General features: G+C 72.0%; 13 protein-coding genes, 1 tRNA gene and 1 rRNA gene. 12 read left to right on the forward strand and 3 right to left on the reverse strand.

All coding sequences use genetic code 11. From position 1 onward, the window contains the following. From rrf to ACFYXS_RS09950, 3 genes are all read left to right on the forward strand, one after another. Positions 1-91, forward strand: a 5S ribosomal RNA gene (rrf, locus tag ACFYXS_RS09940); the annotation flags it as partial. Positions 92-222: 131 nt separating this feature from the next. Next, positions 223-1197, forward strand: coding sequence for a DegT/DnrJ/EryC1/StrS family aminotransferase (locus ACFYXS_RS09945; protein WP_389246862.1), 975 nt, complete (start codon positions 223-225; stop codon positions 1195-1197). Positions 1198-1259: 62 nt separating this feature from the next. Further along, a tRNA-Thr gene (locus ACFYXS_RS09950) sits at positions 1260-1332 on the forward strand. A 59-nt stretch (positions 1333-1391) separates the two neighbouring features. Here ACFYXS_RS09950 and ACFYXS_RS09955 read toward each other — a convergent pair. Next, positions 1392-4007: a SpoIIE family protein phosphatase gene (locus tag ACFYXS_RS09955; protein ID WP_389245860.1), complete on the reverse strand. Its 2616-nt coding sequence runs from the start codon at positions 4005-4007 to the stop codon at positions 1392-1394. 284 nt (positions 4008-4291) lie between these two features. Between ACFYXS_RS09955 and ACFYXS_RS09960 the strand changes: the two genes are divergently transcribed. From ACFYXS_RS09960 to ACFYXS_RS10000, 9 genes are all read left to right on the forward strand, one after another. Further along, the gene (locus tag ACFYXS_RS09960; protein WP_389245863.1) at positions 4292-9760 is read left to right on the forward strand and encodes a HAMP domain-containing protein; all 5469 of its coding nucleotides are present in this window, start codon (positions 4292-4294) and stop codon (positions 9758-9760) included. A 286-nt stretch (positions 9761-10046) separates the two neighbouring features. After that, on the forward strand, positions 10047-10727 hold the full coding sequence (locus tag ACFYXS_RS09965) for a two-component system response regulator (protein ID WP_389245865.1): 681 nt from the start codon (positions 10047-10049) through the stop codon (positions 10725-10727). A 113-nt stretch (positions 10728-10840) separates the two neighbouring features. After that, positions 10841-13486: a DNA translocase FtsK gene (locus ACFYXS_RS09970; protein ID WP_389245867.1), complete on the forward strand. Its 2646-nt coding sequence runs from the start codon at positions 10841-10843 to the stop codon at positions 13484-13486. A 231-nt stretch (positions 13487-13717) separates the two neighbouring features. After that, positions 13718-14515: a helix-turn-helix domain-containing protein gene (locus tag ACFYXS_RS09975; protein WP_389245869.1), complete on the forward strand. Its 798-nt coding sequence runs from the start codon at positions 13718-13720 to the stop codon at positions 14513-14515. 114 nt (positions 14516-14629) lie between these two features. After that, positions 14630-16120: a 30S ribosomal protein S12 methylthiotransferase RimO gene (gene rimO, locus ACFYXS_RS09980; RefSeq protein ID WP_389245871.1), complete on the forward strand. Its 1491-nt coding sequence runs from the start codon at positions 14630-14632 to the stop codon at positions 16118-16120. Further along, on the forward strand, positions 16117-16848 hold the full coding sequence (gene pgsA / locus ACFYXS_RS09985) for a CDP-diacylglycerol--glycerol-3-phosphate 3-phosphatidyltransferase (protein ID WP_389245873.1): 732 nt from the start codon (positions 16117-16119) through the stop codon (positions 16846-16848). The genes rimO and pgsA overlap by 4 nt, the downstream gene beginning before the upstream one ends. Next, positions 16845-17387, forward strand: coding sequence for a CinA family protein (locus ACFYXS_RS09990; protein ID WP_389245875.1), 543 nt, complete (start codon positions 16845-16847; stop codon positions 17385-17387). Before pgsA ends, ACFYXS_RS09990 begins: the two co-directional genes overlap by 4 nt. Positions 17388-17481: 94 nt before the next feature. Then, entirely contained in the window at positions 17482-17868 is a 387-nt protein-coding gene (locus tag ACFYXS_RS09995; protein WP_389245877.1) for a helix-turn-helix domain-containing protein, read from the forward strand. 245 nt (positions 17869-18113) lie between these two features. Next, on the forward strand, positions 18114-18590 hold the full coding sequence (locus ACFYXS_RS10000) for a Dps family protein (RefSeq protein ID WP_389245879.1): 477 nt from the start codon (positions 18114-18116) through the stop codon (positions 18588-18590). Between the two features lie 723 nt (positions 18591-19313). Here the strand turns inward: ACFYXS_RS10000 and ACFYXS_RS10005 are convergent. Next, positions 19314-20141, reverse strand: coding sequence for an Fpg/Nei family DNA glycosylase (locus ACFYXS_RS10005; protein ID WP_389245881.1), 828 nt, complete (start codon positions 20139-20141; stop codon positions 19314-19316). A gap of 15 nt (positions 20142-20156) precedes the next feature. Continuing rightward, positions 20157-24821, reverse strand: coding sequence for an ATP-dependent helicase (locus tag ACFYXS_RS10010; protein ID WP_389245883.1), 4665 nt, complete (start codon positions 24819-24821; stop codon positions 20157-20159). Positions 24822-24942: the final 121 nt, after the last annotated feature.

The raw sequence follows: 24942 nt of genomic DNA on the forward strand, positions 1-24942 counted from the left end.
GCCCGGTTACATTTCGAACCCGGAAGCTAAGCCTTTCAGCGCCGATGGTACTGCAGGGGGGACCCTGTGGGAGAGTAGGACGCCGCCGAACAATTCTTCAGCCGTGCCCCCGGACTTCTGTCCGGGGGCACGGCTATTTGTTTGGGCAACACCCGCTGTTCATGTTCAGCTCAGCAGCTACTCACCGGTCACGGCGATCCTGACGATGACGGGCAAGTGGAGGTGGGCCTGATGCAGCAGTTCCTGGAACAGGGTGCTGAAGTCGCGGCGTTGGAGGACGAGTTCTCCTCGGCGGTGGACGATCGCCATGCTGTCGCGGTCGATTCCGCGACCTCCGCTCTTCACCTCGCGCTGTTGTCGCTGGGTATCGGTGCCGGCGAGGAAGTGATCCTGCCGTCGTTCGCCCCGGTGGAGACCGCGGACGCGGTCCGGCTGGTCGGCGCGGTGCCGGTCTTCGCGGACATCGACCCGCTGACGTTCTGCCTGGACCCGGAGGCCGTCGCGGCGGCGATCACGCCGCTGACGGTGGCGATACTGCCGGTGCACCTCTTCGGGCACCCCGCCGCGGTCGACCAGCTCGCCGACCTGGCGGCGCGGCACGGTCTGGCGATCGTCGAGGACGCCACCCAGGCGCAGGCCGCGACCCTGGCCGGCCGCCGTGTCGGCACGTACGGCGCGCTGAGCGTCTTCGCGCTGGCGGACGGCGCCATGGTGACCACCGAGCACCCCGAACTGGCCGCCTGCGTCAGGCGTCTGAGGGACGGCGCCCACACGGCGGCCCGGCTGGCCGACAACAGGGCCGCCGGCGGACGTGCGGAGCTGCGCAAGCTGGAGGGTTCGGTCGCGCGCCAGCGGGCCCACTGCCGGTACCTGGACTCGGCCCTGACGGGCGTGCTGGTGCCGTACGTCGAGCCGGGCGCGCGCCACGTCTACCACCGCTACACGGTGCGCATACCGGGCAACGGCCGCCCCGACCGGGACGCGTTCGCGATGGCGCTGGCCTCCCGCGGCGTGCGGGCGGACGTGAGCATCCCGACGCCGCTGCACCGGCTGCCGAAGTACCGGTCGCGTTCCTTCCTGCCGCGGACCGAGGCGGCGTCCGGTGAGACGCTGTCCCTGCCGGTGCACCCCGGGCTCACGGAGAAGGAGTTGAAGCGGATGGCCGAGGCGTGCAACACCCTCGGCGGACTGCTCTGAGCGTACGTCGAGCGGATTTCCGAACCCGGCGCTTCATGGGTTAAGATCCTTCACGTCGACGCGCCCCAATAGCTCAGTCGGTAGAGCGTCTCCATGGTAAGGAGAAGGTCTACGGTTCGATTCCGTATTGGGGCTCTGAGAAAAGGCCCCCGCCAGTCGGCGGGGGCCTTTTTTGTGTGCGGATCGGGCTCCCGCTACGCGGGCAGCTCCGGGACGCGCATGGCCAGGATCGCCATGTCGTCGGAGGGCGCGTCGGAGGCGAATCGCTCCACGGCGCGCTGGATGCGGGCGGCGACGGCGCCGGCGGTGAGACCGGTGCAGGTGGCCAGGACGTCGGCGAGGCCGTCGTCACCGAGCATGCGGGTGCCCTCGCGGCGTTCGGTGACGCCGTCGGTGACGCAGAGCAGGACGTCTCCCGGGGCGAGGGTGACGTTCTGCTCGACGAGTTCGAGGTCCTCGATGACACCGAGCAGGGGCTGCGGCTCGGCGGCGGGCTCCACGACCCCGGTCTGGCGCAGGCGCAGCGGCAGGGGGTGGCCGGCGCAGACGACCTTCAGCTCGGCGCTCCCGTCGGCCTGGGGCCACAACTCGCCGTAGAGCAGGGTCAGGAAGCGGCTGCGGGCGCCCTCGTCGAGGATGGCCGCGTTGAGGCGTTCCAGGACGGACGGGCCGCTGAAGCCCTCGCGGGCGAGCAGGCGCAGCGCGTGCCGGGCGAGGCCGGTGACGGCCGCGGCCTCCGGGCCGGTGCCGCAGACGTCGCCGATGGCGAAGCCCCAGCAGCCGTCGCGGATCGGGAAGACGTCGTAGAAGTCGCCGCCGACCTCGTTGCCCTCGCCGGCGGCGCGGTAGACCACCTCGACCTCGACGCCGGGGATGACGGGCAGGCCGGGCGGCAGCAGGCTGCGCTGGAGGGACTGGCTGATGGCCGTGCGCTCGCTGTAGAGGCGGGCGTTGTCCAGGGCGAGGGCGGCCCGGCGGGACAGGTCCTCGGCGAGCTCCAGGATCTCCTGGCGGAAGCGCTCGTCGGCGGCCTTGCCGAGGGTCAGCATCCCGATGACACGGTTGCGGGCGACCAGGGGCAGCACGACGGTCTCGCCGCCGACCGCCGCGGCGGTGGCCAGTGCCGTTCCGGGGCCGGTGGCGGGGCGTCCCGCCTCGCCGAGGCCGAGGCTGCGCAGGGAGGCGCGCAGGGCCGTGGAGTGGGCGGCGTCCGCCGGCGCGGTCCAGATGCGGGCGCCGGGGGTGGGATCGGGCTGGGGCGGCGCGACGCGGGAGAGCAGGGCCTTGATGCCGTCGATGCGGTCCTCGTCCTCGTGCAGGACGAAGGCGAGTTCGGGCTCGGAGGACTGGTCTCCGATGGTGTAGACGGCGCACCAACTGGCCAGCGTGGGCACGGTCATCTGGGCCATGAGCGCCAGGGTCTGGTCGCGTTCCAGGGTGCCCGCCAGCAGGTCGGAGGCCTCGACGAGGAAGGACAGCGAGCCCCGGCGCAGGCGTTCCAGCTCGGTGAGCCGGGCGCTCTCCACGGCGAGGGCGATGCGGTCGGCGGCGAACTGGAGCCGCAGCGCCTCCTCGTTGCTGTAGCGGCCGGGGGTCTCGGCGGCGACGCCGAGGGACCCGGTGAGGCGTCCCTCGACCTTGAGGGGCACGGTGACGACGGACCGCATGCCGGTGCCGGCGAGGAGCGGGACGGCGCCGGGAACGGCCGTCAGGTCCTCGTGGACGGCCGGCATGCGGGCGCTGCCGTAGCGGCCGGTGCCGGCCTCGACGGGGACGCGGGCGAAGCGCTGGCGGGCCGAGGGGAGGCCGGTGGAGGCGCGGACCTCGAGTTCGGTCTCGTCGTCCGTGGCGAGCAGCAGGTAGGCGGCGTCGCCGTCGAGCATGTCACGGGCGCGTTCCACGGTGCGCTGGAGCAGCCCGTCGAGGTCGTCGGGCGCGGGGGAGCCGATGAAGGACTCGAAGGGGTCGGTGGCCTTGCCGCGGTCCATGCCGCCGTCGGCGGAGACCACGTTGCGTCCGGGGTTCTGCAGCACGGCGCGGGCGTCCTCGCGCACCAGCAGGCAGACGGTGGAGGGTTCGCCGGAGGTGTCGCGGACGCGCAAGTGGGTGCCGTACACCGGCATGATGCGGCCGTCGGCGCCGCGGACGCCGTAACTTCCCTCCCAGCGCGAGAGCCGCAGGGCCTCGGCGATGCCGTGGCCGGTGCCGGGGGTCTGCGGCCAGGCGGCCAGGTCGCCGAGCGGCTTGCCCACGATCTGTTCGTCGGGGTGGCCGAAGAGTTCGGCGGCGTCCCGGTTCCAGCGTGTGATGATGCCGCTGCGGTCGACCTGGACGACGGCGACGCGGACCTGCTCGTCGGCCAGCGGCAGCGAGGAGACGGGCAGGGCGGGTCCGGCGGAGCGGGTGCCCGCGGGGCGCTGGGGCAGGTCCAGGTGGAACCAGACGTGCTTGTTGGCCGGCGTGTACTCCACGCCCCAGCGGGTGGCCAGGGCGGAGCACAGGAGCAGCCCGCGGCCCCCCTCGTGGTCGGGGTGGATCTGCTTCTTGGCGTCGTGCAGCGGCAGCTCGCGCTCGGGGTAGCGGTCGGCGACCTCGATGCGCACGGCGGACTCGTAGCGCAGGCACTGGACGTCGGCGGCGGTTCCCGCGTGGACGACGGCGTTGGTGACCAGTTCGCTGGTGAGCACGACGGCGTCGTCGACGACCTCGGCGAAGCCCCAGCCCTGGAGCGTGTCCCGGACGAAAGCGCGTGCGGTGGCGACCGAGCGTCCCACCGGTTCGAAGGTGGCCGCTGCGCGCGCCGTGATCACAGATCTCCTTGTTTGTCCGGGGACGTCACCATTCGTCGTCCGCTGTACTGTCACCACCGGCCCCCACTTCGAGGTGTACGCCCGGCCCAAGGTGGGCAACCGCATGCCAGGTTACTTACCCCCGGCGACCACGTGTGTGCCGGTTGGGGGTGTTCCTGCCCCGATCGTGGCGACGGTCATATGCGATGCTGCCGAACTGTTATGGCCGGGTGCGGGCATGGTGAAACACTGGGCATGCCTGAACCAGGCACATGCAGTTCGGTCGACCCTCCGGGAGGGACACGGTGGAGTCTGGCGCATCGGCGCGAGGCGGCGCGGCACCCGCGGCGAAGCGGGGTGGTTCCGCGCGGGTGAAGCATGCGCGCTCGCGCACCAATGGGACCGTCGAGGTGGACTCGGCCGCGCTGCACAGATTGCTGTCCGCACTGGAGTCGATGCGGGACGGCAACTTCCGCAAGCGGCTCACGGTCACCGGCGACGGCGTCATGGCGGAGATCGCCGCCGTCTTCAACGAGGTCGCCGACCGCAACCAGCACCTCACCGGTGAGCTCGCCCGGGTCCGCCGGGTGGTCGGCCGGGAGGGCAAGCTCGCGGAGCGCCTGGAGACGGGGGCGTGCGAGGGGTCGTGGGCGGCAGCCATCGACGCCTCCAACGCGCTCGTGGACGATCTCGTGCGCCCCATGTCCGAGGTGGGCCGCGTGCTGTCGGCGGTCGCCGAGGGCGACCTGGAGCAGCGCATGGAACTGCGCTCGCAGGGTCCGGACGGTTCCGCGCACCCGCTGCGCGGCGAGTTCCTCAAGGTCGGCCGCACGGTCAACGGGCTGGTGGACCAGCTGTCCACGTTCACCGACGAGGTGACCCGGGTGGCCAGCGAGGTCGGCACCGAGGGCAAGCTCGGCGGTCAGGCCCGGGTGCGCGGCATGGCCGGCTCCTGGAAGGACCTCACCGACTCGGTCAACACCATGGCCTCCCGGCTGACGGCGCAGGTGCGCGACATCGCGCTGGTGACCACGGCGGTCGCCAAGGGCGACCTGTCGCGCAAGGTCACCGTCCACGTGGCCGGCGAGATGCTGGAGCTGAAGAACACCGTCAACACGATGGTGGACCAGCTGTCGTCCTTCGCGTCCGAGGTGACCCGGGTGGCCCGCGAGGTGGGCACCGAGGGCCAGCTGGGCGGCCAGGCCAAGGTGGCCGGCGTCGACGGCGTGTGGAAGGACCTGACCGACTCCGTCAACCTGATGGCCGGCAATCTGACGGCCCAGGTGCGCGACATCGCCCAGGTCACGACGGCGGTCGCCAACGGCGACCTGTCGCAGAAGATCACCATCGGCGCGCGCGGCGAGGTCGCGCAGCTCGCCGAGACCGTGAACGCGATGACCGAGACGCTGCGTACCTTCGCCGACGAGGTGACCCGCGTCGCCGGCGAGGTCGGCGCCCAGGGCCGGCTCGGCGGGCAGGCGCAGGTGCCGGGCGCCGCCGGCATCTGGAAGGACCTCACCGACTCGGTGAACATGGCCTTCCGCAACCTGACCGGCCAGGTCCGCGACATCGCGCAGGTGACCACGGCGGTCGCCAACGGCGACCTGTCGCAGAAGGTCACCGTGGTCGTCTCCGGCGAGATGCTGGAGCTGAAGAACACCGTCAACACCATGGTCGACCAGCTGTCGGCCTTCGGCGCCGAGGTGACCCGGGTGGCCCGGGAGGTCGGTGTCGAGGGTGAGCTGGGCGGGCAGGCGCAGGTGCCGGGCGCGGCGGGTCTGTGGAAGGACCTGACGGATTCGGTGAACACCGCTTTCCGCAACCTGACCGGCCAGGTCCGCAACATCGCGCAGGTGACCACGGCGGTCGCCAACGGCGACCTGTCGCAGAAGGTCACGGTGGACGTCTCCGGCGAGATGCTGGAGCTGAAGAACACCGTGAACCGGATGGTCGACCAGCTGTCCTCCTTCGCCAACCAGGTCACGCGCATGGCGCGCGACGTGGGCACCGAGGGCCGGCTCGGCGGTCAGGCCCGCGTCGACGGCGTCAGCGGCGTGTGGAAGGAGCTGACGGACTCCGTCAACTTCATGGCGGGCAACCTGACCTCCCAGGTCCGCCAGATCGCCCAGGTGACGACGGCCGTGGCGCGCGGTGACCTGTCGCAGAAGGTCGACGTCGACGCGCGCGGCGAGATCCTGGAGCTGAAGAACACCATCAACACGATGGTGGACCAGCTGTCGGCGTTCGCCGAGCAGGTGACCCGGGTGGCCCGCGAGGTGGGCACCGAGGGCCGGCTCGGCGGTCAGGCGCAGGTGCCCGGTGTGGCCGGCGTGTGGCGCGACCTGACGGACTCGGTGAACGGCATGGCCGGCAACCTCACCGCCCAGGTGCGCAACATCGCCCAGGTCGCCACCGCGGTGGCCCGCGGTGACCTGTCGCAGAAGATCGACGTCGACGCGCGCGGCGAGATCCTGGAGCTCAAGAACGTCCTCAACACGATGGTCGACCAGCTGTCGGCGTTCGCCGAGCAGGTGACCCGGGTGGCCCGCGAGGTGGGCACCGACGGCATCCTGGGCGGCCAGGCCGAGGTCAAGGGCGTGTCGGGTACCTGGAAGGACCTGACCCAGTCCGTCAACTTCATGGCGAACAACCTGACCATGCAGGTCCGCAACATCGCCGAGGTCACCACGGCGGTCGCGCAGGGCGACCTGTCGAAGAAGATCACCGTCGACGCCAAGGGCGAGATCCTCGCCCTGGTGACGACCGTCAACACCATGGTCGACACGCTGTCCGCCTTCGCCGACGAGGTGACCCGAGTGGCCCGCGAGGTGGGCACCGACGGCATCCTCGGCGGCCAGGCCCGGGTGAGGGATGTCTCGGGCATCTGGAAGGACCTCACCGACAACGTCAACCTGATGGCCAACAACCTGACCGGCCAGGTGCGTTCGATCTCCTCCGTCGCCACGGCGGTCGCCAACGGCGATCTGACCAAGAAGATCACCGTCGAGGCGCGCGGCGAGGTCGCCCAGCTCGCCGAGACGATCAACACGATGGTCGACACGCTGTCGGCCTTCGGTGACGAGGTCACCCGCGTCGCCCGTGAGGTGGGCACCGACGGCATCCTCGGCGGTCAGGCCCGCGTGCCGGGAGTCTCCGGCTCGTGGAAGGACCTCACCGAGTCCGTGAACAACATGGCGTCCAACCTGACCGGTCAGGTCCGCAACATCGCGATGGTCACCACCGCGGTGGCCCGCGGTGACCTGTCCAAGAAGATCGACGTCGACGCGCACGGCGAGATCCTGGAGCTCAAGACCACCATCAACACGATGGTCGACCAGCTCTCCGCCTTCGGTGACGAGGTCACCCGGGTGGCCCGCGAGGTGGGCACCGAGGGCCGCCTCGGCGGCCAGGCGCGCGTGCCGGGCGTCTCGGGCATCTGGAAGGACCTCACCGAGTCCGTCAACCTGATGGCCAACAACCTGACCCGTCAGGTGCGCAACATCGCCCAGGTGGCCACCGCGGTGACCCGCGGCGACCTCAACATCCGCACGGACGTGGACGCGGCGGGCGAGATCCTGGAGCTCCAGGACTACATCAACACCATGATCGTCCGGCTCCGCGAGACCACGCTCGCCAACAAGGAGCAGGACTGGCTCAAGGGCAACCTCGCCCGCATCTCCGGTCTGATGCAGGGGCGCCGCGACCTCAACGACGTCGGCGGCCTCATCATGAGCGAGCTGACGCCGGTCGTCTCGGCCCAGCACGGCGCGTTCTTCCTCGCGGAGGAGCCGTCCAGCGAGGACATGGTCGAGGAGTACGAGCTGCGCCTGATCGGCAGCTACGGCTTCTCCCCGCGCACCATGCCCACCGTGTTCCTGCCCGGCGAGGGCCTGATCGGCACGGCGGCGGTGGAGAAGCGCAGCATCCTGGTGGAGAACGTGCCGCCGGGCTACCTGCGGATCTCCTCCGGGCTCGGCGAGGCACCGCCGGCGCACGTCATCGTGCTGCCGGTGCTGTTCGAGGACCGGGTGCTCGGGGTGATCGAGCTGGCCTCGTTCCAGCCGTTCACGCAGATCCAGAAGGACTTCCTCGGCCAGATCACCGACATGATCGCGGTGAGCGTCAACACCATCAGCGTCAACACCAAGACCGAGTACCTGCTCAAGCAGTCCCAGGAGCTGACCGAACAGCTGCGGGAGCGCTCGGCGGAGCTGGAGAACCGGCAGAAGCAGCTGCAGATCTCCAACACCGAGCTGGAGGAGAAGGCCGAGCTGCTGGCCCGCCAGAACCGCGACATCGAGGTGAAGAACACCGAGATCGAGGACGCCCGCCAGGTGCTGGAGGAGCGCGCGGAGCAGCTCGCGGTCTCCATGCGCTACAAGTCCGAGTTCCTGGCCAACATGTCGCACGAGCTGCGCACCCCGCTCAACTCGCTGCTGATCCTGGCCAAGTTGCTCGCGGACAACGCCGAGGGCAATCTGTCGCCCAAGCAGGTCGAGTTCGCCGAGACGATCCACGGAGCCGGTTCCGACCTGCTCCAGCTGATCAACGACATCCTCGACCTGTCCAAGGTCGAGGCGGGCAAGATGGACGTCAGCCCGACCCGGATCGCGCTCGTGCAGCTCGTGGACTACGTCGAGGCGACCTTCCGGCCGCTGACCGCCGAGAAGGGCCTGGACTTCTCCGTCCGGGTCTCCCCGGAACTGCCCGCGACGCTGCACACCGACGAGCAGCGACTGCTCCAGGTGCTGCGCAACCTGCTGTCCAACGCGGTGAAGTTCACCGACAGCGGCTCGGTGGAGCTGGTGATCCGCCCGGCGGGCCCGGAGGCGCCGCAGGCGATCCGGGAGCAGCTCCTGGAGTCCGGTTCGCTGCGGGCTCCGGACGAGCCGCTGATCGCGTTCTCGGTGACCGACACCGGCATCGGCATCGCGGCCAGCAAGATGCGGGTCATCTTCGAGGCGTTCAAGCAGGCGGACGGCACCACCAGCCGCAAGTACGGCGGTACGGGCCTGGGCCTGTCCATCAGCCGGGAGATCGCTCGGCTGCTCGGCGGCGAGATCCACGCCGACAGTCAGCCCGGCCGCGGTTCGACCTTCACCCTCTACCTGCCGCTCAACAGCGGTGAACTGCCGCCGCACGGCTACGCGCAACTCCCGCCCGGCGAGGCCTTCGCCGAGCCGGACGGGTACGCGGAGCCGCTGCGCGGCACCGCCCCCACGCACACCGGCGGGCGCCGCGGCGGCGCGGGCAGCAGCCTGGCGCGGCTGCGCCGCCGCTCGGCCCTCACCGAGCGGCCCATGGCGGCCACGGGTCAGCCGGACCGGCAGCCGCCGCCGGCCGAGTCGTGGGTGGACGGGGCGCACAGCGACGCGTACACCGGTTTCGCGGGCGGCTTCAGCGGTGAGAAGGTGCTCATCGTCGACGACGACATCCGCAATGTCTTCGCCCTCACCAGCGTGCTGGAGCAGCACGGGCTCACGGTGCTGTACGCCGAGAACGGCCGGGAGGGCATCGAGGTGCTGGAGCAGCACGACGACGTCGCGGTCGTCCTGATGGACATCATGATGCCGGAGATGGACGGGTACGCGACGACCGCGGCGATCCGCAGGATGCCGCAGTTCGCGGGGCTGCCGATCATCGCCCTCACGGCGAAGGCGATGAAGGGCGACCGGGAGAAGAGCATCGAGTCCGGTGCGTCCGACTACGTCGCCAAGCCGGTGGACACCGACCACCTCCTCGCGGTGATGGAGCAGTGGATGCAAGCGCGGTGACGGGGCGTCGGACGACGGACGCGGTGACCGCCCCCATGGCGGTCACCGCGGCGGGGCGACCGGCCGGGGTCATGACACGGAGTGGTCGCGGAGGTGTGAGGGTGCGGGAAACAGGGAACCTTCTGGTCCCCGCTTGCGTTTCTGCTACGTGCACAGTGACATGGCGGTGACAGGGTGTGGCGGACAGCGGGGTGCGGCTACCATGACCGGCACAAGGACGGACGGCGCTCAGGAGTCGTCCATGGGGGCGGCACCCGGTGCAGTGCCGGGACGAGGAGGGCGGGCCATGGTACAGAAGGCCAAGATCCTCCTGGTCGATGACCGGCCGGAGAATCTGCTGGCGCTGGAGGCCATCCTCTCCGCGCTCGATCAGACACTGGTGCGGGCATCGTCCGGGGAGGAAGCGCTCAAGGCGCTGCTCACCGACGACTTCGCGGTGATCCTGCTCGATGTCCAGATGCCGGGCATGGACGGGTTCGAGACCGCGGCGCACATCAAGCGCCGGGAGCGCACGCGGGACATCCCGATCATCTTCCTCACGGCGATCAACCACGGTCCGCACCACACCTTCCGCGGCTACGCGGCCGGCGCGGTCGACTACATCTCCAAGCCCTTCGACCCGTGGGTGCTGCGGGCCAAGGTCTCGGTCTTCGTCGAGCTCTACATGAAGAACTGCCAGCTGCGCGAGCAGGCCGCCCTGCTGCGCCTGCAGCTGGAGCAGGGCTCGCGGCAGGGCGCCAACGGCGCCAAGGAGCCGGTGGGCCTGCTCGCCGAGCTGTCCGCGCGGCTGGCGGCGGTGGAGGAGCAGGCGGAGGCGCTCTCCAAGCAGTTGGACGAGTCGGCGGACGCGGCTGCGGTGGCGACCGCCGCCCATCTGGAGCGCAAGCTGACCGGACTGCGCCGGGCGCTGGACGCGCTGGAGCCGGGCACGGGCTCCGGTGACAAGAAGATCCCCTCGCAAGAGTGACCACTGTTGGCACCTTGACGCCTCGTCACCCTTGGTGCGTCCGGGGCGCGACACGAACGGGCGTATCTGTGGCCACGGGTGTCGCGCACGGGACGGAACGGTAACCTCGCACCATGGCCCCACGTACGTCCGGCACCGCGAAGAAGGCTGCCGCCAAACCTGCGGCCAAGCCCGCGGCGAAGAAGGCCGCCACCAAGCAGCCGGCGGCGAAGAAGGCACCCGCCAAGAAGGCCCCGGCCAAGAAGGCGGCAGCACCCGCCAAGCCCGCGCCCAAGCCGGCGCCCTCGCCGACCGGGGGCGTCTACCGGCTCACCCGGGCGCTGTGGCTCGGCCTGGCGCACACCGTCGGCGCGCTCTTCCGGGGCGTGGGCCGGGGTGCGCGCGGTCTCGACCCGGCGCACCGCAAGGACGGGCTGGCGCTGCTGCTGTTCGGCCTCGCCCTGGTCGTCGCCACCGGCACCTGGTCCGATCTGCACGGTCCGGTGGGCGACCTGGTCGAGATACTGATCACCGGGCTGTTCGGCCGGCTGGACCTGCTGGTGCCCGTCCTCCTCGGGGCCGTCGTGTGGCGCCTGATGCGCCACCCCCAGCAGTCGGACGCCAACGGGCGGATCGTGATCGGCCTGTCCACGCTCGCCGTGGGTGTGCTCGGCCTGGTGCACATCGGCTGCGGCTCCCCGGGCCGGGGCCAGGGCGCCGACGCCATCCGCGACGCGGGAGGGCTCATCGGATGGGCGGCCTCCGCGCCGCTGCGCTACACCGTGGGGTCCCCGCTGGCGGTCGCCCTGCTGGCGCTGCTGACCTTCTTCGGGCTGCTGGTCACCACCGCGACCCCGGTCAACGCGATCCCGCGCCGCCTGCGGGAGGCCGGAATGCGGCTCGGCCTGGTCGAGGTGCAGCCGGAGGAGGAGGTCGACGAGGACGCGGTCCCGCTGGGCGACCTGTTCGACGACGAGCCCGCCGCCGGCCCCGGCGAGAGCTCGCTGCGGCGGCGCGGCCGGCGCCGCCCGGAGCAACCGCCGCTGCCCGACCTGACGCCCGGCGGCCTCGGCACGGTCGATCTGGCCTACGGCGTCGCCGCGGACCTCGACGGCGCGCTGACCTACGGCGTCCCCGGCTCGTCGGTCGTGGCGGACCTGGTGCACCAGTCGGTGCCGCAGGCCCGGGACAACGAGACCACCGAGGACACGTCCGGGCCCTCCGTGCCGGACCTCACCAAGAAGGCGGCGCCGGGCGCCGGGCAGCCCCTGCCGCCGCGCGCCGAGCAGTTGCAGCTGTCCGGCGACATCACGTACTCGCTGCCCTCCCTGGACCTGATGGAGCGCGGCGGCCCCGGCCGCACCCGCAGCGCGGCCAATGACGCCGTGGTGGAGTCGCTGAAGAGCGTCTTCTCGCAGTTCAAGGTCGACGCTGCCGTCACCGGTTTCACCCGCGGCCCGACGGTCACCCGGTACGAGGTCGAACTCGGCCAGGCCGTCAAGGTCGAGCGGATCACCGCGCTCGCCAAGAACATCGCGTACGCCGTCGCCAGCCCCGACGTGCGGATCATCAGCCCGATCCCCGGCAAGTCCGCGGTCGGCATCGAGATCCCCAACAGCGACCGGGAGATGGTCAACCTCGGTGACGTGCTGCGGTCGGCGGACGCCGCCGGCGAGGAGCACCCGATGACGGTGGCCCTCGGCAAGGACGTCGAGGGCGGCTATGTGATGGCCAATCTGGCGAAGATGCCGCACATCCTCGTCGCGGGCGCCACCGGCTCCGGCAAGTCCTCCTGCATCAACTGCCTCATCACCTCGGTGCTGGCCCGGTCCACCCCGGACGAGGTGCGCATGGTGCTGGTCGACCCCAAGCGCGTGGAGCTCACCGCGTACGAGGGCGTCCCGCACCTCATCACGCCGATCATCACCAACCCCAAGCGGGCCGCAGAGGCCCTGCAGTGGGTGGTGCGCGAGATGGACCTGCGGTACGACGATCTGGCCGCCTACGGCTTCCGGCACATCGACGACTTCAACGCGGCGGTGCGCAGCGGCAAGGCGAAGCCGCCGGAGGGCAGCGAGCGCGAGCTGTCCCCGTACCCCTACCTGCTGGTGATCGTGGACGAGCTCGCGGACCTGATGATGGTCGCGCCGCGCGACGTGGAGGACGCGATCGTCCGCATCACGCAGCTCGCCCGCGCGGCCGGCATCCACCTCGTGCTGGCCACCCAGCGGCCGTCCGTCGACGTGGTGACCGGCCTCATCAAGGCCAACGTGCCCTCGCGGCTGGCGTTCGCGACGTCCTCGCTCGCCGACAGCCGGGTCATCCTGGACCAGGCCGGCGCCGAGAAACTCATCGGAAAGGGTGACGGGCTGTTCCTGCCGATGGGCGCGAACAAGCCGACCCGCATGCAGGGCGCGTTCGTCACCGAGCAGGAGATCCACGCCGTCGTCGAGCACTGCAAGGCGCAGTTGACGCCCTCTTACCGGCAGGACGTCGTGGTCGGTGCGGGCCCGAAGAAGGAGATCGACGAGGAGATCGGCGACGACCTCGACCTGCTCTGCCAGGCCGCGGAGCTCGTGGTCTCCACCCAGTTCGGCTCGACGTCGATGCTCCAGCGCAAACTGCGTGTCGGCTTCGCGAAAGCGGGCAGGCTCATGGACCTGATGGAATCCCGCGGGATCGTCGGTCCCAGCGAGGGGTCGAAGGCCCGCGACGTGCTGGTCAAACCGGACGAGATGGACGGGGTGCTCGCGGTCCTGCGTGGCGAGACCGGCGCGTAGCCCGTTCGTAGCCCATCCGTAGCTCACTCGTAAGTGGGCGCAGAGCAACCGTTTCTCCTGCCCGTACGTCAAGTTAGAGCAAGGGGAAGGCGTATGGCCGACTGTCATCGGTGCCGGTCACGACGGCAATCCTGATGGCGGACAAACAACGCCCGCCCGCTTGCCCGACCTTTTGCAACCCCCCCTAGACTGAGTCTCCAGCAGGTGGCTACACGCTCGAAAGGCGCACCCGTGTCCATCGGCAACCCGCCCCCCGACGACCGTCCCTCGGTCGGTCGTGCCCTCGCCCGAGCCCGTATCGACGCCGGGCTCACCGTCGACGAGGTCAGTTCCACCACCCGTGTGCGGCCGCCCATTGTCCATGCGATCGAACAGGACGACTTCTCCCGCTGCGGCGGTGACGTCTATGCCCGCGGCCACATCCGCGCGCTGGCGCGCGCCGTGGGCCTCGATCCCGAGTCCCTGGTGGAGCAGTTCTCCGCCGAGCACGGCAGTTCCCCGTCCCCCACCCCCGTGGCACCGCTGTACGAGGCGGAGCGGATGCGGCCCGAGCCGCGCCGCCCCAACTGGACCGCCGCCATGGTGGCGGCCATCGTCGCGGTCGTGGGTTTCGTCGGCTTCACTCTGTTCAACGGCGGCGACGACAGCGGCAAGCAGCCCGTCGCCGGCAAGCCGTCCGCGCAGAGCCCCGCCGCCAAGCCCTCCGCGAGCCACAAGACCAGCCCCACCCCGGAGGCGACCGACAGCGCCATCGCCGCCGCCCCCGGTGACAAGGTCACGGTCAAGCTCACCGCCGACAACGGCAAGAGCTGGATCCAGGCCGTCGACAGCAACGGCAAGCAGCTGTACCAGGGAAGCCTGGAGCAGGGCGACGCCAAGACCTTCACCGACAAGAAGAAGGTCAACCTCATCATCGGCAACGCCGGTGCCGTCGACCTCTTCGTCAACGGCAAGGACCTGGGCCCCGCGGGGGACCCCGGTCAGGTCCAGCGGCTGACCTTCACCCCCGGCGACCCGGAAGCCGGGTGACGTCCGCCACCACGGGCGCGCGAGCACACTGCGGCGCCCGGCCCGGGGCACCTGACCCCGGGCCGGGCGCCGCAGCGCGTCAGAGCCCCGTCAGGGACAAAGTAGGCTGAGCCTATGTCCGAACCCCGTACCGTCGCCCTTGTCACGCTCGGCTGCGCCCGCAACGAGGTGGATTCCGAGGAACTCGCCGGCCGGCTGGCGGCGGACGGCTGGCAGCTCGTCGAGGACGCCGCCGAAGCCGATGTCGCCGTAGTGAACACCTGCGGCTTCGTCGAGGCCGCCAAGAAGGACTCCGTCGACGCCCTGCTGGAGGCGAACGACCTCAAGGCCCACGGCCGCACGCAGGCCGTCGTCGCGGTCGGCTGCATGGCCGAGCGGTACGGCAAGGAGCTCGCCGACGCGCTGCCCGAGGCCGACGGCGTGCTGGGCTTCGACGACTACAGCAACATCTCCGACCGGCTGCAGACCATCCTCTCCGGCGGTGTGCACGCCTCGCACACCCCCCGGGACCGGCGCAAGCTGCTCCCGATCAGCCCGGCCGAACGGCAGGCGGTCACCACCGTCGCGCTGCCCGGGCACTCCCAGGCCGCGGAGGACGCCGAGGCGGCCGCCTCCGCCCCCGCGGACCTCCCCGACGGCCTGGCGCCCGCCTCCGGGCCGCGCGCCCCGCTGCGCCGCCGTCTGGACACCAGCCCGGTCGCCTCCGTCAAACTGGCCTCGGGCTGCGACCGGCGCTGCTCGTTCTGCGCGATCCCGTCCTTCCGCGGCTCCTTCGTCTCGCGCCGCCCCTCGGACGTGCTGGGCGAGACGCGGTGGCTGGCCGGGCAGGGCGTCAAGGAGATCATGCTCGTCAGCGAGAACAACACCTCCTACGGCAAGGACCTCGGCGACATCCGGCTGCTGGAGACGCTGCTGCCCGAGCTGGCGGACGTCGAGGGCATCGAGCGGGTCCGGGTCAGCTACCTGCAGCCCGCCGAGATGCGCCCCGGCCTGATCGACGTGCTCACCTCCACGCCCAAGGTGGCGCCCTACTTCGACCTGTCCTTCCAGCACTCGGCGCCCACGGTGCTGCGGGCCATGCGCCGCTTCGGCGACACCGACCGCTTCCTGGAGCTGCTGGACACCATCCGCTCCAAGGCGCCCGAAGCCGGTGTCCGCTCGAACTTCATCGTCGGCTTCCCGGGCGAGACCGAGGCGGACCTGGAGGAGCTGGAGCGCTTCCTGAGCGGCGCGCGGCTCGATGCCATCGGCGTGTTCGGCTACTCCGACGAGGAGGGCACCGAGGCGGCCGGGTACGAGGACAAGCTGCCGGAGGACGTCGTCGCCGAGCGGCTGGCGCGGGTCTCCCGGCTCGCCGAGGAGCTGACGGCGCAGCGCGCCGAGGAACGCCTGGGCTCGACCGTGAACGTGCTGGTCGAGTCCGTCGACGACGAGGACGGCGCCGTGGGCCGCGCCGCGCACCAGGCGCCCGAGACCGACGGCCAGATCATCCTGACCTCGTCGCAGGGCCTGGTGGCCGGTTCGTTCGTCGCGGCGAAGGTGGTGGACACCGAAGGCGTCGACCTGGTCGCCGAGCCGCTGTGCACGGAGGAGACGGGCAGATGACCGGAGTACCGGCGTCCGCCGCCGGAAACCACCGTCCCGCGGCGCCGGCTCCGGCGCCTGCGGCCGCCGTCGTGGCCAAGCCCAGCGTGTGGAACATCGCCAACGTCCTGACGATGGTGCGGCTGGTGCTGGTGCCCGGCTTCGTCGTGCTGCTCCTGCACGGCGACGGGCACGACCCGGCCTGGCGCTCCTTCGCGTGGGCCGCGTTCGCCATCGCGATGATCACCGACCTCTTCGACGGCGAGCTGGCCCGCCGCTACGGCCTGGTCACCGACTTCGGCAAGATCGCCGACCCTATCGCCGACAAGGCGATCATGGGCGCCGCGCTGGTCGGGCTGTCGGCGCTGGGGGACCTGCCGTGGTGGGTCACGGTGGTGATCCTCTTCCGCGAGCTCGGCATCACGCTCATGCGCTTCTGGGTCATCCGCTGGGGCGTCATCCCGGCCAGCCGCGGCGGCAAGCTCAAGACGCTCACCCAGGGCGTCGCCGTGGGCATGTACATCCTGGTGCTGACCGGGCCGCTGGCCACGATCCGGGCGGTGCTCATGGGCGCCGCGGTGTTCCTCACCGTCGTCACCGGCCTCGACTACGTGCGGCAGGCCGTGGTGATGCGCAGGGCCGGACTGGCGGCGCGGCGGGCGGCGGTCGCCAGGGCCGCCGTGGAGGCCGTGACGGTCCGGGAGCCCGGGCCGACCGGGTCCGCGGGGGAGCCGGGGCAGGACGCGTGAACGCCGCCGCCGAGGTCCTGGAGCTGCTCGTGCGCCGCTCCGCGACCCTGGCGGTCGCCGAATCGCTCACCGGCGGGCTGGTCGCCGCCGAGCTGACCTCGGTGCCGGGCGCCTCCCGGGCCTTCCGGGGCTCGGTCACCGCGTACGCCACGGAACTCAAGCGGGACGTGCTGGACGTGGACGGGGCGCTGCTGGCCGAACGCGGCGCGGTCGACGCGGGGGTCGCGCGAGGCATGGCGGAGGGCGTGCGGCGCGTGCTGCGCGCCGACTGGGGGGTGGCGACGACCGGGGTCGCCGGCCCCGATCCGCAGGACGGTCAACCGGTCGGCACGGTGTACGTGGCGGTCGCCGGGCCCGGGGGGACGATCAGCGAGAAACTGCAGCTGAACGGGGACCGCACCGCCATCCGTATCTCCACCGTGGACGCCGTGCTCACCTTGTTGCACCAGAGCCTGGTGACGATCGGGAGAACACCTGACGAATCCGCGGCGGCCAAGGGTAGGGAAGAGAGTGGGGGGAAGGGATGTTTGCAGCCCTGAGTGAACACGTCATCGCTCCCCGCACGGCCGACGCCGGAGGCGGTACGGTGGGGCAAGAAGGTTGCGAATTCGCGGTCCGAGGAGGGAGCCACCGATGATTCTGCTCCGTCGCCTGCTCGGTGACGTGCTGCGTCGGCAGCGCCAGCGCCAGGGCCGCACCCTGCGTGAGGTCTCCTCATCCGCCCGGGTCTCCCTGGGCTACCTGTCGGAGGTCGAGAGGGGGCAGAAGGAGGCTTCCTCCGAACTGCTCTCCGCGATCTGTGACGCCTTGGACGTCCCGATGTCCGAGGTGATGCGGGAGGTCAGCGACGATTTGGCACTTGCCGAGCTCTCCGAGTCGGCTGCTGTCGGATCGGCAGCCGCGCCTATGCGGCCGCTGCTGGGCGCGGTTCCGTCCGTTCCGTCCGGTCGCCCGGACGAGCGGGTCACCATCAAGGCGCCGAAGGCGCCCGCCGAGGCCGTGGACGTCGTCGCGGCCTGAGGAGCGACACAAGCAGTTCCGGGACGAGGCCCCGGCCGGTGGATCACCGGCCGGGGCCTCGCTCTTGCGCCCGCCCTGCCCGTACCCGGGGTGGACTGCCGTTCCCCCCGCGGGTGTTGGCGTCCGCCGACGTATGTCCCCATGGTCGCTCGTGGGGCGCGTGTGCCCGCGGGGCGGGGGAAGGCGTACGGGAGTCGCCGTCGAGGCGATCTTCCGTGCCCGACCCGACCGACCTTGGAGAACGGATGACGAGCGTCGTTGTGAAGAGCACCCTGTCCGAGGAAGCCCGCACGACCGTGGGCGAAGCACTGCAGCACACCGTGGCGGATCTGATCGACCTGTCGCTGGTCGCGAAGCAGGTGCACTGGAACGTCCACGGCCCCCGCTTCCGCTCCGTCCACCTCCAGCTCGACGACGTGGTCACCACCGCCCGGACCTACGCGGACACCGTGGCGGAGCGGTCCGCCGCGATCGGCGTGCCGCCGGACGGCCGGGCCGGAACGGTGGCCGAGACCAGCGTCGTCCACGAAGTGCACGACGGCTGGATCAAGGACGGCGAGGTCGTGGACGTCATGATCGCGGCTCTGGGGTCGGTGATCCGGCGGGTCCGGGCCGGCATCGAGTCGACCGGGGAGGCCGACCCCGTCAGCCAGGACATTCTGATCGGCCTGGCCGCCGAGCTGGAGAAGCACCACTGGATGTTCCAGGCCGAGAACGCCTGACGCTCGCGCTCGGTGACGGTCGCCCGCAGTTGACCTGGGCCCCGGGATCGTTGCAGGCAGTAGCCGTGCGTGTACGCCAGTGGAGTGAACGTCGTGCGAGGTGGGACGGCGGAGGTCTAGGGATCTTGACGGACGGGGATCGCACTTCTGTACGGGGAAAGCCCGGGCGTTCGGCCCTGGTGATTCCCGCCGCAACCTCGGGGCTCCGAAGGAGGCGGCCATGTGCGTCATTCGGCTGTTTCAGGAGCTGTGGGCCCGGCGGCCCGTCCGCTGGGTCATCGCTTTCGTCGCGGGCGCCTTGTGGTGGTGGGCCATGGTCCGGCTCACCGTCCAGCCCGCCCAGGCAGGTCCCTTCGAAGGTCTCGTCGCAGCCGGCGGCTGGGGCCTGAGCATCATCCCGATGCATTCGGCCAGGTGGTCACGGGGACCGGACGGCGCGGTGGCGCCCGTTCGTGAGGACGGCGCCCCCATGGGCAGATGGCCATGGGGGAGAGTGCCGGGGCCGCGCAGCCACTCCCTGCCAGGGCACGACGACTCCGCCGTCAGGCGAGTGAATCTCGCCCGCCGTGAGGGCTGAGCCGTCACAGGCAGGGGAACCGGGAAAAGCCGGGAGGAGCACAGTGTGCGTCACGTCCCCCGGGTCGCCCAGGCGGCCCGGGGGCGCGGCGCGCTCCGGCGTCCGCCGCACCGTGTGACCCCGGCGCAACGGGAACTGACACTGTGTCAGTACGCGCGGGAGCCGGAACGGACAGCTGCCTGGGGGGCCGGACCGACCTGGCAGCGAGGGCACCAGTAGGTCACCCGGGCCTGGCCGCGCGGGCCTTGGTCGGCGACGCGGATGATGGTGCCGCAGCGCAGGCAGGGTTGATGGGCCCGGCCGTAGACCCAGTGGGTGCGGCCGCGGCGGGTGTCCCCGGTGGTGATGTGGCCGTGCCGGGTCCTGTTGGCCTCCAGCAGCCGCTGTGCCAGGTCGACGACCCGCTCGGGCGCCGGGACGTCACGGACCGGCGTCCACGGTGTGACACCGCGCAGGAAGCACAACTCGCATTTGTAGACATTGCCGATGCCCGCGAGGTTGCGCTGGTCCAGCAGCGCCTCGCCGACCGGGCGGTCCGGGTTCGCCCCCAGCCGGTAGGCGGCCTCGACGGGATCCCAGTCCGGGCCGAGCAGATCGGGGCCGAGGTGGCCGACCGCCCTGTCCTCCTCGGCGGTCCGCAGCAACTCCAGCACCGGCAACCGGTAGCCCACCACCACCTGTTCGGCGTTGGCCAGCACGGCACGGACCTGGTGGTCGGGGCCGCCCCGCCAGCGTTCGCCCGGCCCGTACACCTGCCAGGAACCCTCCATGCGCAGGTGCGAGTGGAGGGTCAGGCCGCCCTCGACCCGGGCGAGCAGATGCTTGCCGCGCGCGACCACCTCCTCGACCCGCCGGCCCGACAGATCGGCGGTCGCCAACCGCGGCACCCGCAGGTCGCTGCGGAGCAGCACCCTCCCGGCCAGCGCGCCGTTCAGGCGGTGCGCGGCGAGCCATATCGTGTCTCCCTCGGGCACGACGCCGCCTCCTCGTCAGGCCCGCAGCCGCAGGCCGCGGGGCGTGGCGTGGAATCCCGCCGCCTCCAAGGCGCTGCCGAGCGTGGACGTGAGGGCCGGCTCGCCGTTGGTGCGCTCCACCGTCAGACGGCCCAGCGCCCCGTCCCGTACCGCGAGTGCCAGGGCGTCGGCGGCCGCCTGGAGGCGTTCCTCGTCCTCGGCCCAGGCCAGCAGCGTCTTCCCGCCGCGCTCCACATAGAGCACGAGTTCGCCGTCGACCAGCACGACGAGTGCGCCCGCCTTGCGGCCCGGCCGGTGGGTCACCCCGGTGGGCTGCTCGGGCCACGGCAGGGCGGCGCCATAGGCGTTGGCGGGGTCGGCGGCGGCGAGGACGACCGTACGGGCCTTCTCGCGGCGGCCCTCCTCGCGGTCGCGGGCGTTGCTGATGGCGCGCAGCCGGTCCACGGCGCCGTCCATGGCGAACTGGGCGGCGCCCAGGCCCTCCACGACGTAACCGCGGCGGGCCTGCCCGGTCTCCTCGAAGGCCGCCAGCACCCGGTAGGCGGCCGAGAATCCGCCCTCGACGCCCTCGGCGGCCACCGCGCCGCGGGTGACGACGCCGTGCCGGTCCAGCAGGGTGTGGGTCAGGGCGTGCGCCCGGTGGGTGGGGTCGGTCTCCAGGGCCGGTACGAGGGACCAGCGGCCGGCCGTGGTCGGCGGGCCGCCGCGGGACGCCGTGGCGCGCGGCACTCCGCCGGTACGCCCGGTGAGGCCCCCGTAACGGCCGCGCGGGACGGCGCGGGGTGCCCGGTGGGCGGTCGAGCCCGCCGTGCGGCCCGAGCCCAGCAGCGCGCGCAACGGCGAGAGGGTGTCGTTGGTGAGCCGGCCCGACCAGGCCAGATCCCAGACCACTTCGGCCAGTTCGGGGTCGCTCGGTTCGTGCCCGGCCGCCCGCACCTGTTCGGCGATCTGCCGGAAGAACAGACCGTAGCCGGCCGACAGCGCGTCCAGGACGGCGTGATGGAGCGGGGAGAGCTCCAGGGGCTGCGGTTCGGGCAGCAACAGGGGCGCGGTCTCCGCGAGATACAGCGACACCCACCCGTCCTTGCCCGGCAGGGCGCCGGCCCCCGACCACACCACCTCGCCGGCCGAGGTCAGTTCGTCCAGCATCGCCGGGGTGTAGCCGGTGACCCGGGCCGGGAGCACCAGCTTCTCCAGGGCCGACGCGGGCACGGCCGCGCCCTGGAGCTGTTCCACCGCCCGGACCAGCCCGTCCAGGCCGCGCAGGCCGTGGGTGCCCACGTGCTGCCACTGCGGCAGGAAGGACGCCAGGGTGGCCGGTGGCACCGGCTCCAGCTCGTGCCGCAGCGCGGCCAGGGACCGGCGGCGCAGCCGGCGCAGCACGCCCGCGTCGCACCACTCGTGCCCGGCGCCCCCGGGGCGGAACTCGCCCTGGACCACGCGCCCGGACGCGGCCAGACGGTGCAGGGTGCCGTCCGCGACAGCCGTGCCCAGGCCGAAGCGGTACGCCGCCTCCGCGGAGGTGAAGGGGCCGTGGGTACGGGCGTGACGGGCCAGCAGATCCGCCAGCGGGTCCTTGACGGGCTCGGTGAAGGCCTCCGGCACGCCGACCGGGAGCGCGGTCCCCAGCGCGTCCCTCAGGCGCCCGGCGTCCTCCACGGCCGCCCAGCGGTCGGCGCCCGCGATGCGCACGCGGATGGCGCGGCGCGCGGTCTCCAGGTCGCCCGCCCAGCCCGGGTCGGCGCCGCGGGCCGCCAGCTCGGCGTCGTCGAGCGGCCCGAGCACCCGCAGGAGGTCGGCGACGCCCTCGGCGTCCTTGATCCGGCGCTCCTCGGTCAGCCACTGCAACTCCCGCTCCAGCTCCGCCATCACGTCGGCGTCGAGCAGTTCGCGCAGCTCGGCCTGGCCCAGCAGCTCCGCCAGCAGATGGGAGTCCAGGGACAGTGCCGCGGCGCGCCGCTCGGCGAGCGGGGAGTCGCCCTCGTACAGGAACTGCGCGACGTAGCCGAAGAGCAGCGACTTGGCGAACGGCGACGGCTCAGGGGTGGTGACCTCGACCAGCCTGACCTTGCGCGACTCTATGTCGCCCATCAGCTCGACCAGACCGGGGACGTCGAAGACGTCCTGCAGGCACTCGCGGACCGCCTCCAGGACGATCGGGAAGGAGCCGAACTCCGAGGCGACCTGGAGCAGTTGCGCGGCGCGCTGCCGCTGCTGCCACAGGGGGGTGCGTTTGCCCGGGTCGCGGCGCGGCAGGAGCAGGGCGCGGGCCGCGCACTCGCGGAAGCGGGAGGCGAACAGCGCGGAACCGCCCACCTGATCGGTCACGAGCTGCTCGACCTCGCCCTTGTCGAAGGCCACGTCGGCGGCGCCCACCGGGGACTGCTCGGTGTCGAACTCGGCACCCTGGCGGGCCGGGTCCACGTCCAGCAGGTCGAGGCCCATCAGGTCGGCGTCGGGCAGGCGCAGCACGATGCCGTCGTCGGCGTGCATCACCTGCGCGTCGAAGCCGTACCGCTCGCCCAGGCGGGCGCCCAGGGCCAGTGCCCACGGCGCGTGCACCTGGGCGCCGAACGGCGAGTGGATCACCACGCGCCAGTCGCCGAGCTCGTCGCGGAAGCGCTCGACCACGATCGTGCGGTCGTCCGGCACATGGCCGCAGGCGCGGCGCTGCTCGTCCAGATAGGCCAGCACATTGTCGACGGCAAACGGGTCCAGGCCCGCCGCGGACAGCCGTTCGCGTCCCTTGGCGGGGTCGAGCCGGCCGACCTCGCGCAGGAACGCGCCCACCGCCCGGCCCAGTTCCAGCGGACGGCCGAGCTGGTCGCCCTTCCAGAACGGCAGCCGTCCGGGCACGCCGGGCGCGGGGGAGACCAGCACCCGGTCACGGGTGATGTCCTCGATGCGCCAGGAGGTCGTGCCCAGGGTGAAGACGTCCCCGACCCGGGACTCGTAGACCATCTCCTCATCGAGCTCCCCGACCCGGCCGCCGCCCTTCTTCGGGTCGGCGCCCGCGAGGAACACCCCGAACAGGCCGCGGTCCGGGATCGTGCCGCCCGAGGTCACCGCCAGGCGCTGCGTGCCGGGGCGGCCGGTGACCGTGTTCGCCACCCGGTCCCAGACCAGGCGCGGCCGCAGCTCGGCGAAGGCGTCCGAAGGGTAGCGGCCGGCCAGCATGTCCAGCACGGCGGTGTACGCGGAGTGCGGCAGCGCCGCGAAGGGCGCGGCCCGGCGCACCACCGCCAGCAGCTCGTCCACGTCCCATGTGTCCAGCGCCGTCATCGCGACCAGCTGCTGCGCCAGGACGTCCAGTGGATTGGCCGGGACGCGCAGCGCCTCGATAGCGCCCTCCCGCATGCGCTCGGTGACGACGGCCGACTGCACCAGGTCACCGCGGTACTTGGGGAACACCACTCCCGTGGAGACCGCCCCCACCTGGTGCCCGGCGCGGCCGACGCGCTGCAGCCCGGAGGCCACCGAGGGCGGCGACTCCACCTGGACGACCAGGTCGACCGCGCCCATGTCGATGCCCAGTTCCAGACTGGACGTCGCCACGACGGCCGGGAGCCGGCCCGCCTTGAGGTCCTCCTCGACCAGGGCGCGCTGCTCCTTGGAGACCGAGCCGTGGTGTGCCCGTGCCAGCACCGGCGGCGCGCCGTGGGCGGCGCCGGACTGCGCCATGATCTCCGCCGGTGGCGCGCCCTCGGGCAGCGGCTCGCCCGTGGCGCGCTCGTAGGCGATCTCGTTCAGCCGGTTGCACAGACGCTCCGCCAGGCGCCGGGAGTTGGCGAAGACGATGGTGGACCGGTGGCTCTGCACCAGGTCGGCGATCCGCTCCTCCACGTGCGGCCAGATCGACGGGCGCGGGTCGTCGGTCTCCGAGGCGGGGGAACCGCCCAGCTCGCCCAGGTCCTCGACCGGGACGACCACGGACAGGTCGAACTCCTTCTGCGAGGGCGGCTGCACGACCGTCACCTTGCGCTGCGGGGACAGGAAGCGCGCCACCTCGTCCACCGGGCGCACGGTCGCGGACAGGCCGATGCGCCGGGCGGGGCGCTCCAGCAGTTCGTCCAGGCGCTCCAGGGACAACGCCAGATGCGCGCCGCGCTTGGTGCCCGCCACGGCGTGCACCTCGTCGAGGATCACGGTCTCCACGCCCCGCAGCGCGTCCCGCGTCGAGGAGGTCACCATCAAGAACAGCGATTCGGGCGTCGTGATCAGGATGTCCGGCGGCCGCGTCGCCAGCGCCCGCCGCTCGGCGGCCGGGGTGTCGCCCGACCGGATGCCGACCCGCACCTCGGGCTCCGGCAGCCCCAGGCGGACCGCCTCGTGCCGCAGGCCCGTCAGCGGGCTGCGCAGATTGCGCTCGACGTCGACGGCGAGGGCCTTCAGCGGTGAGACGTACAGCACGCGGCAACGGCGCTTGGGTTCGGCGGGCGGCGGTGTCGACGCCAGGCCGTCGAGGGCGGCGAGGAACGCCGCGAGGGTCTTCCCGGAGCCCGTCGGGGCCACCACGAGGACGTCGGAGCCCCCGGCGATGGCCTTCCACGCCCCTGCCTGCGCGGCTGTGGGCGCGTGGAAGGCACCCGTGAACCACGCCCGCGTGGCCGGTGAGAATCCGTCGAGCGCCCCGGCCGTGTCCGCCTCCTCCGGTGCGCCCCCGTTGTTCCGTCGCGACATGCCTTCCATCCTGCCTCGGACCACTGACAACGCGCCCTCGTCCGCCCGAACCGGTGGCCAGACGGCCTGTGGCGGCTGGGGTGGATGCGATGTGTGCGGCGCACGTGACTGCTGCTGCGGT

This window comes from Streptomyces sp. NPDC002574 (genome assembly GCF_042889545.1).
Taxonomy (GTDB): domain Bacteria; phylum Actinomycetota; class Actinomycetes; order Streptomycetales; family Streptomycetaceae; genus Actinacidiphila.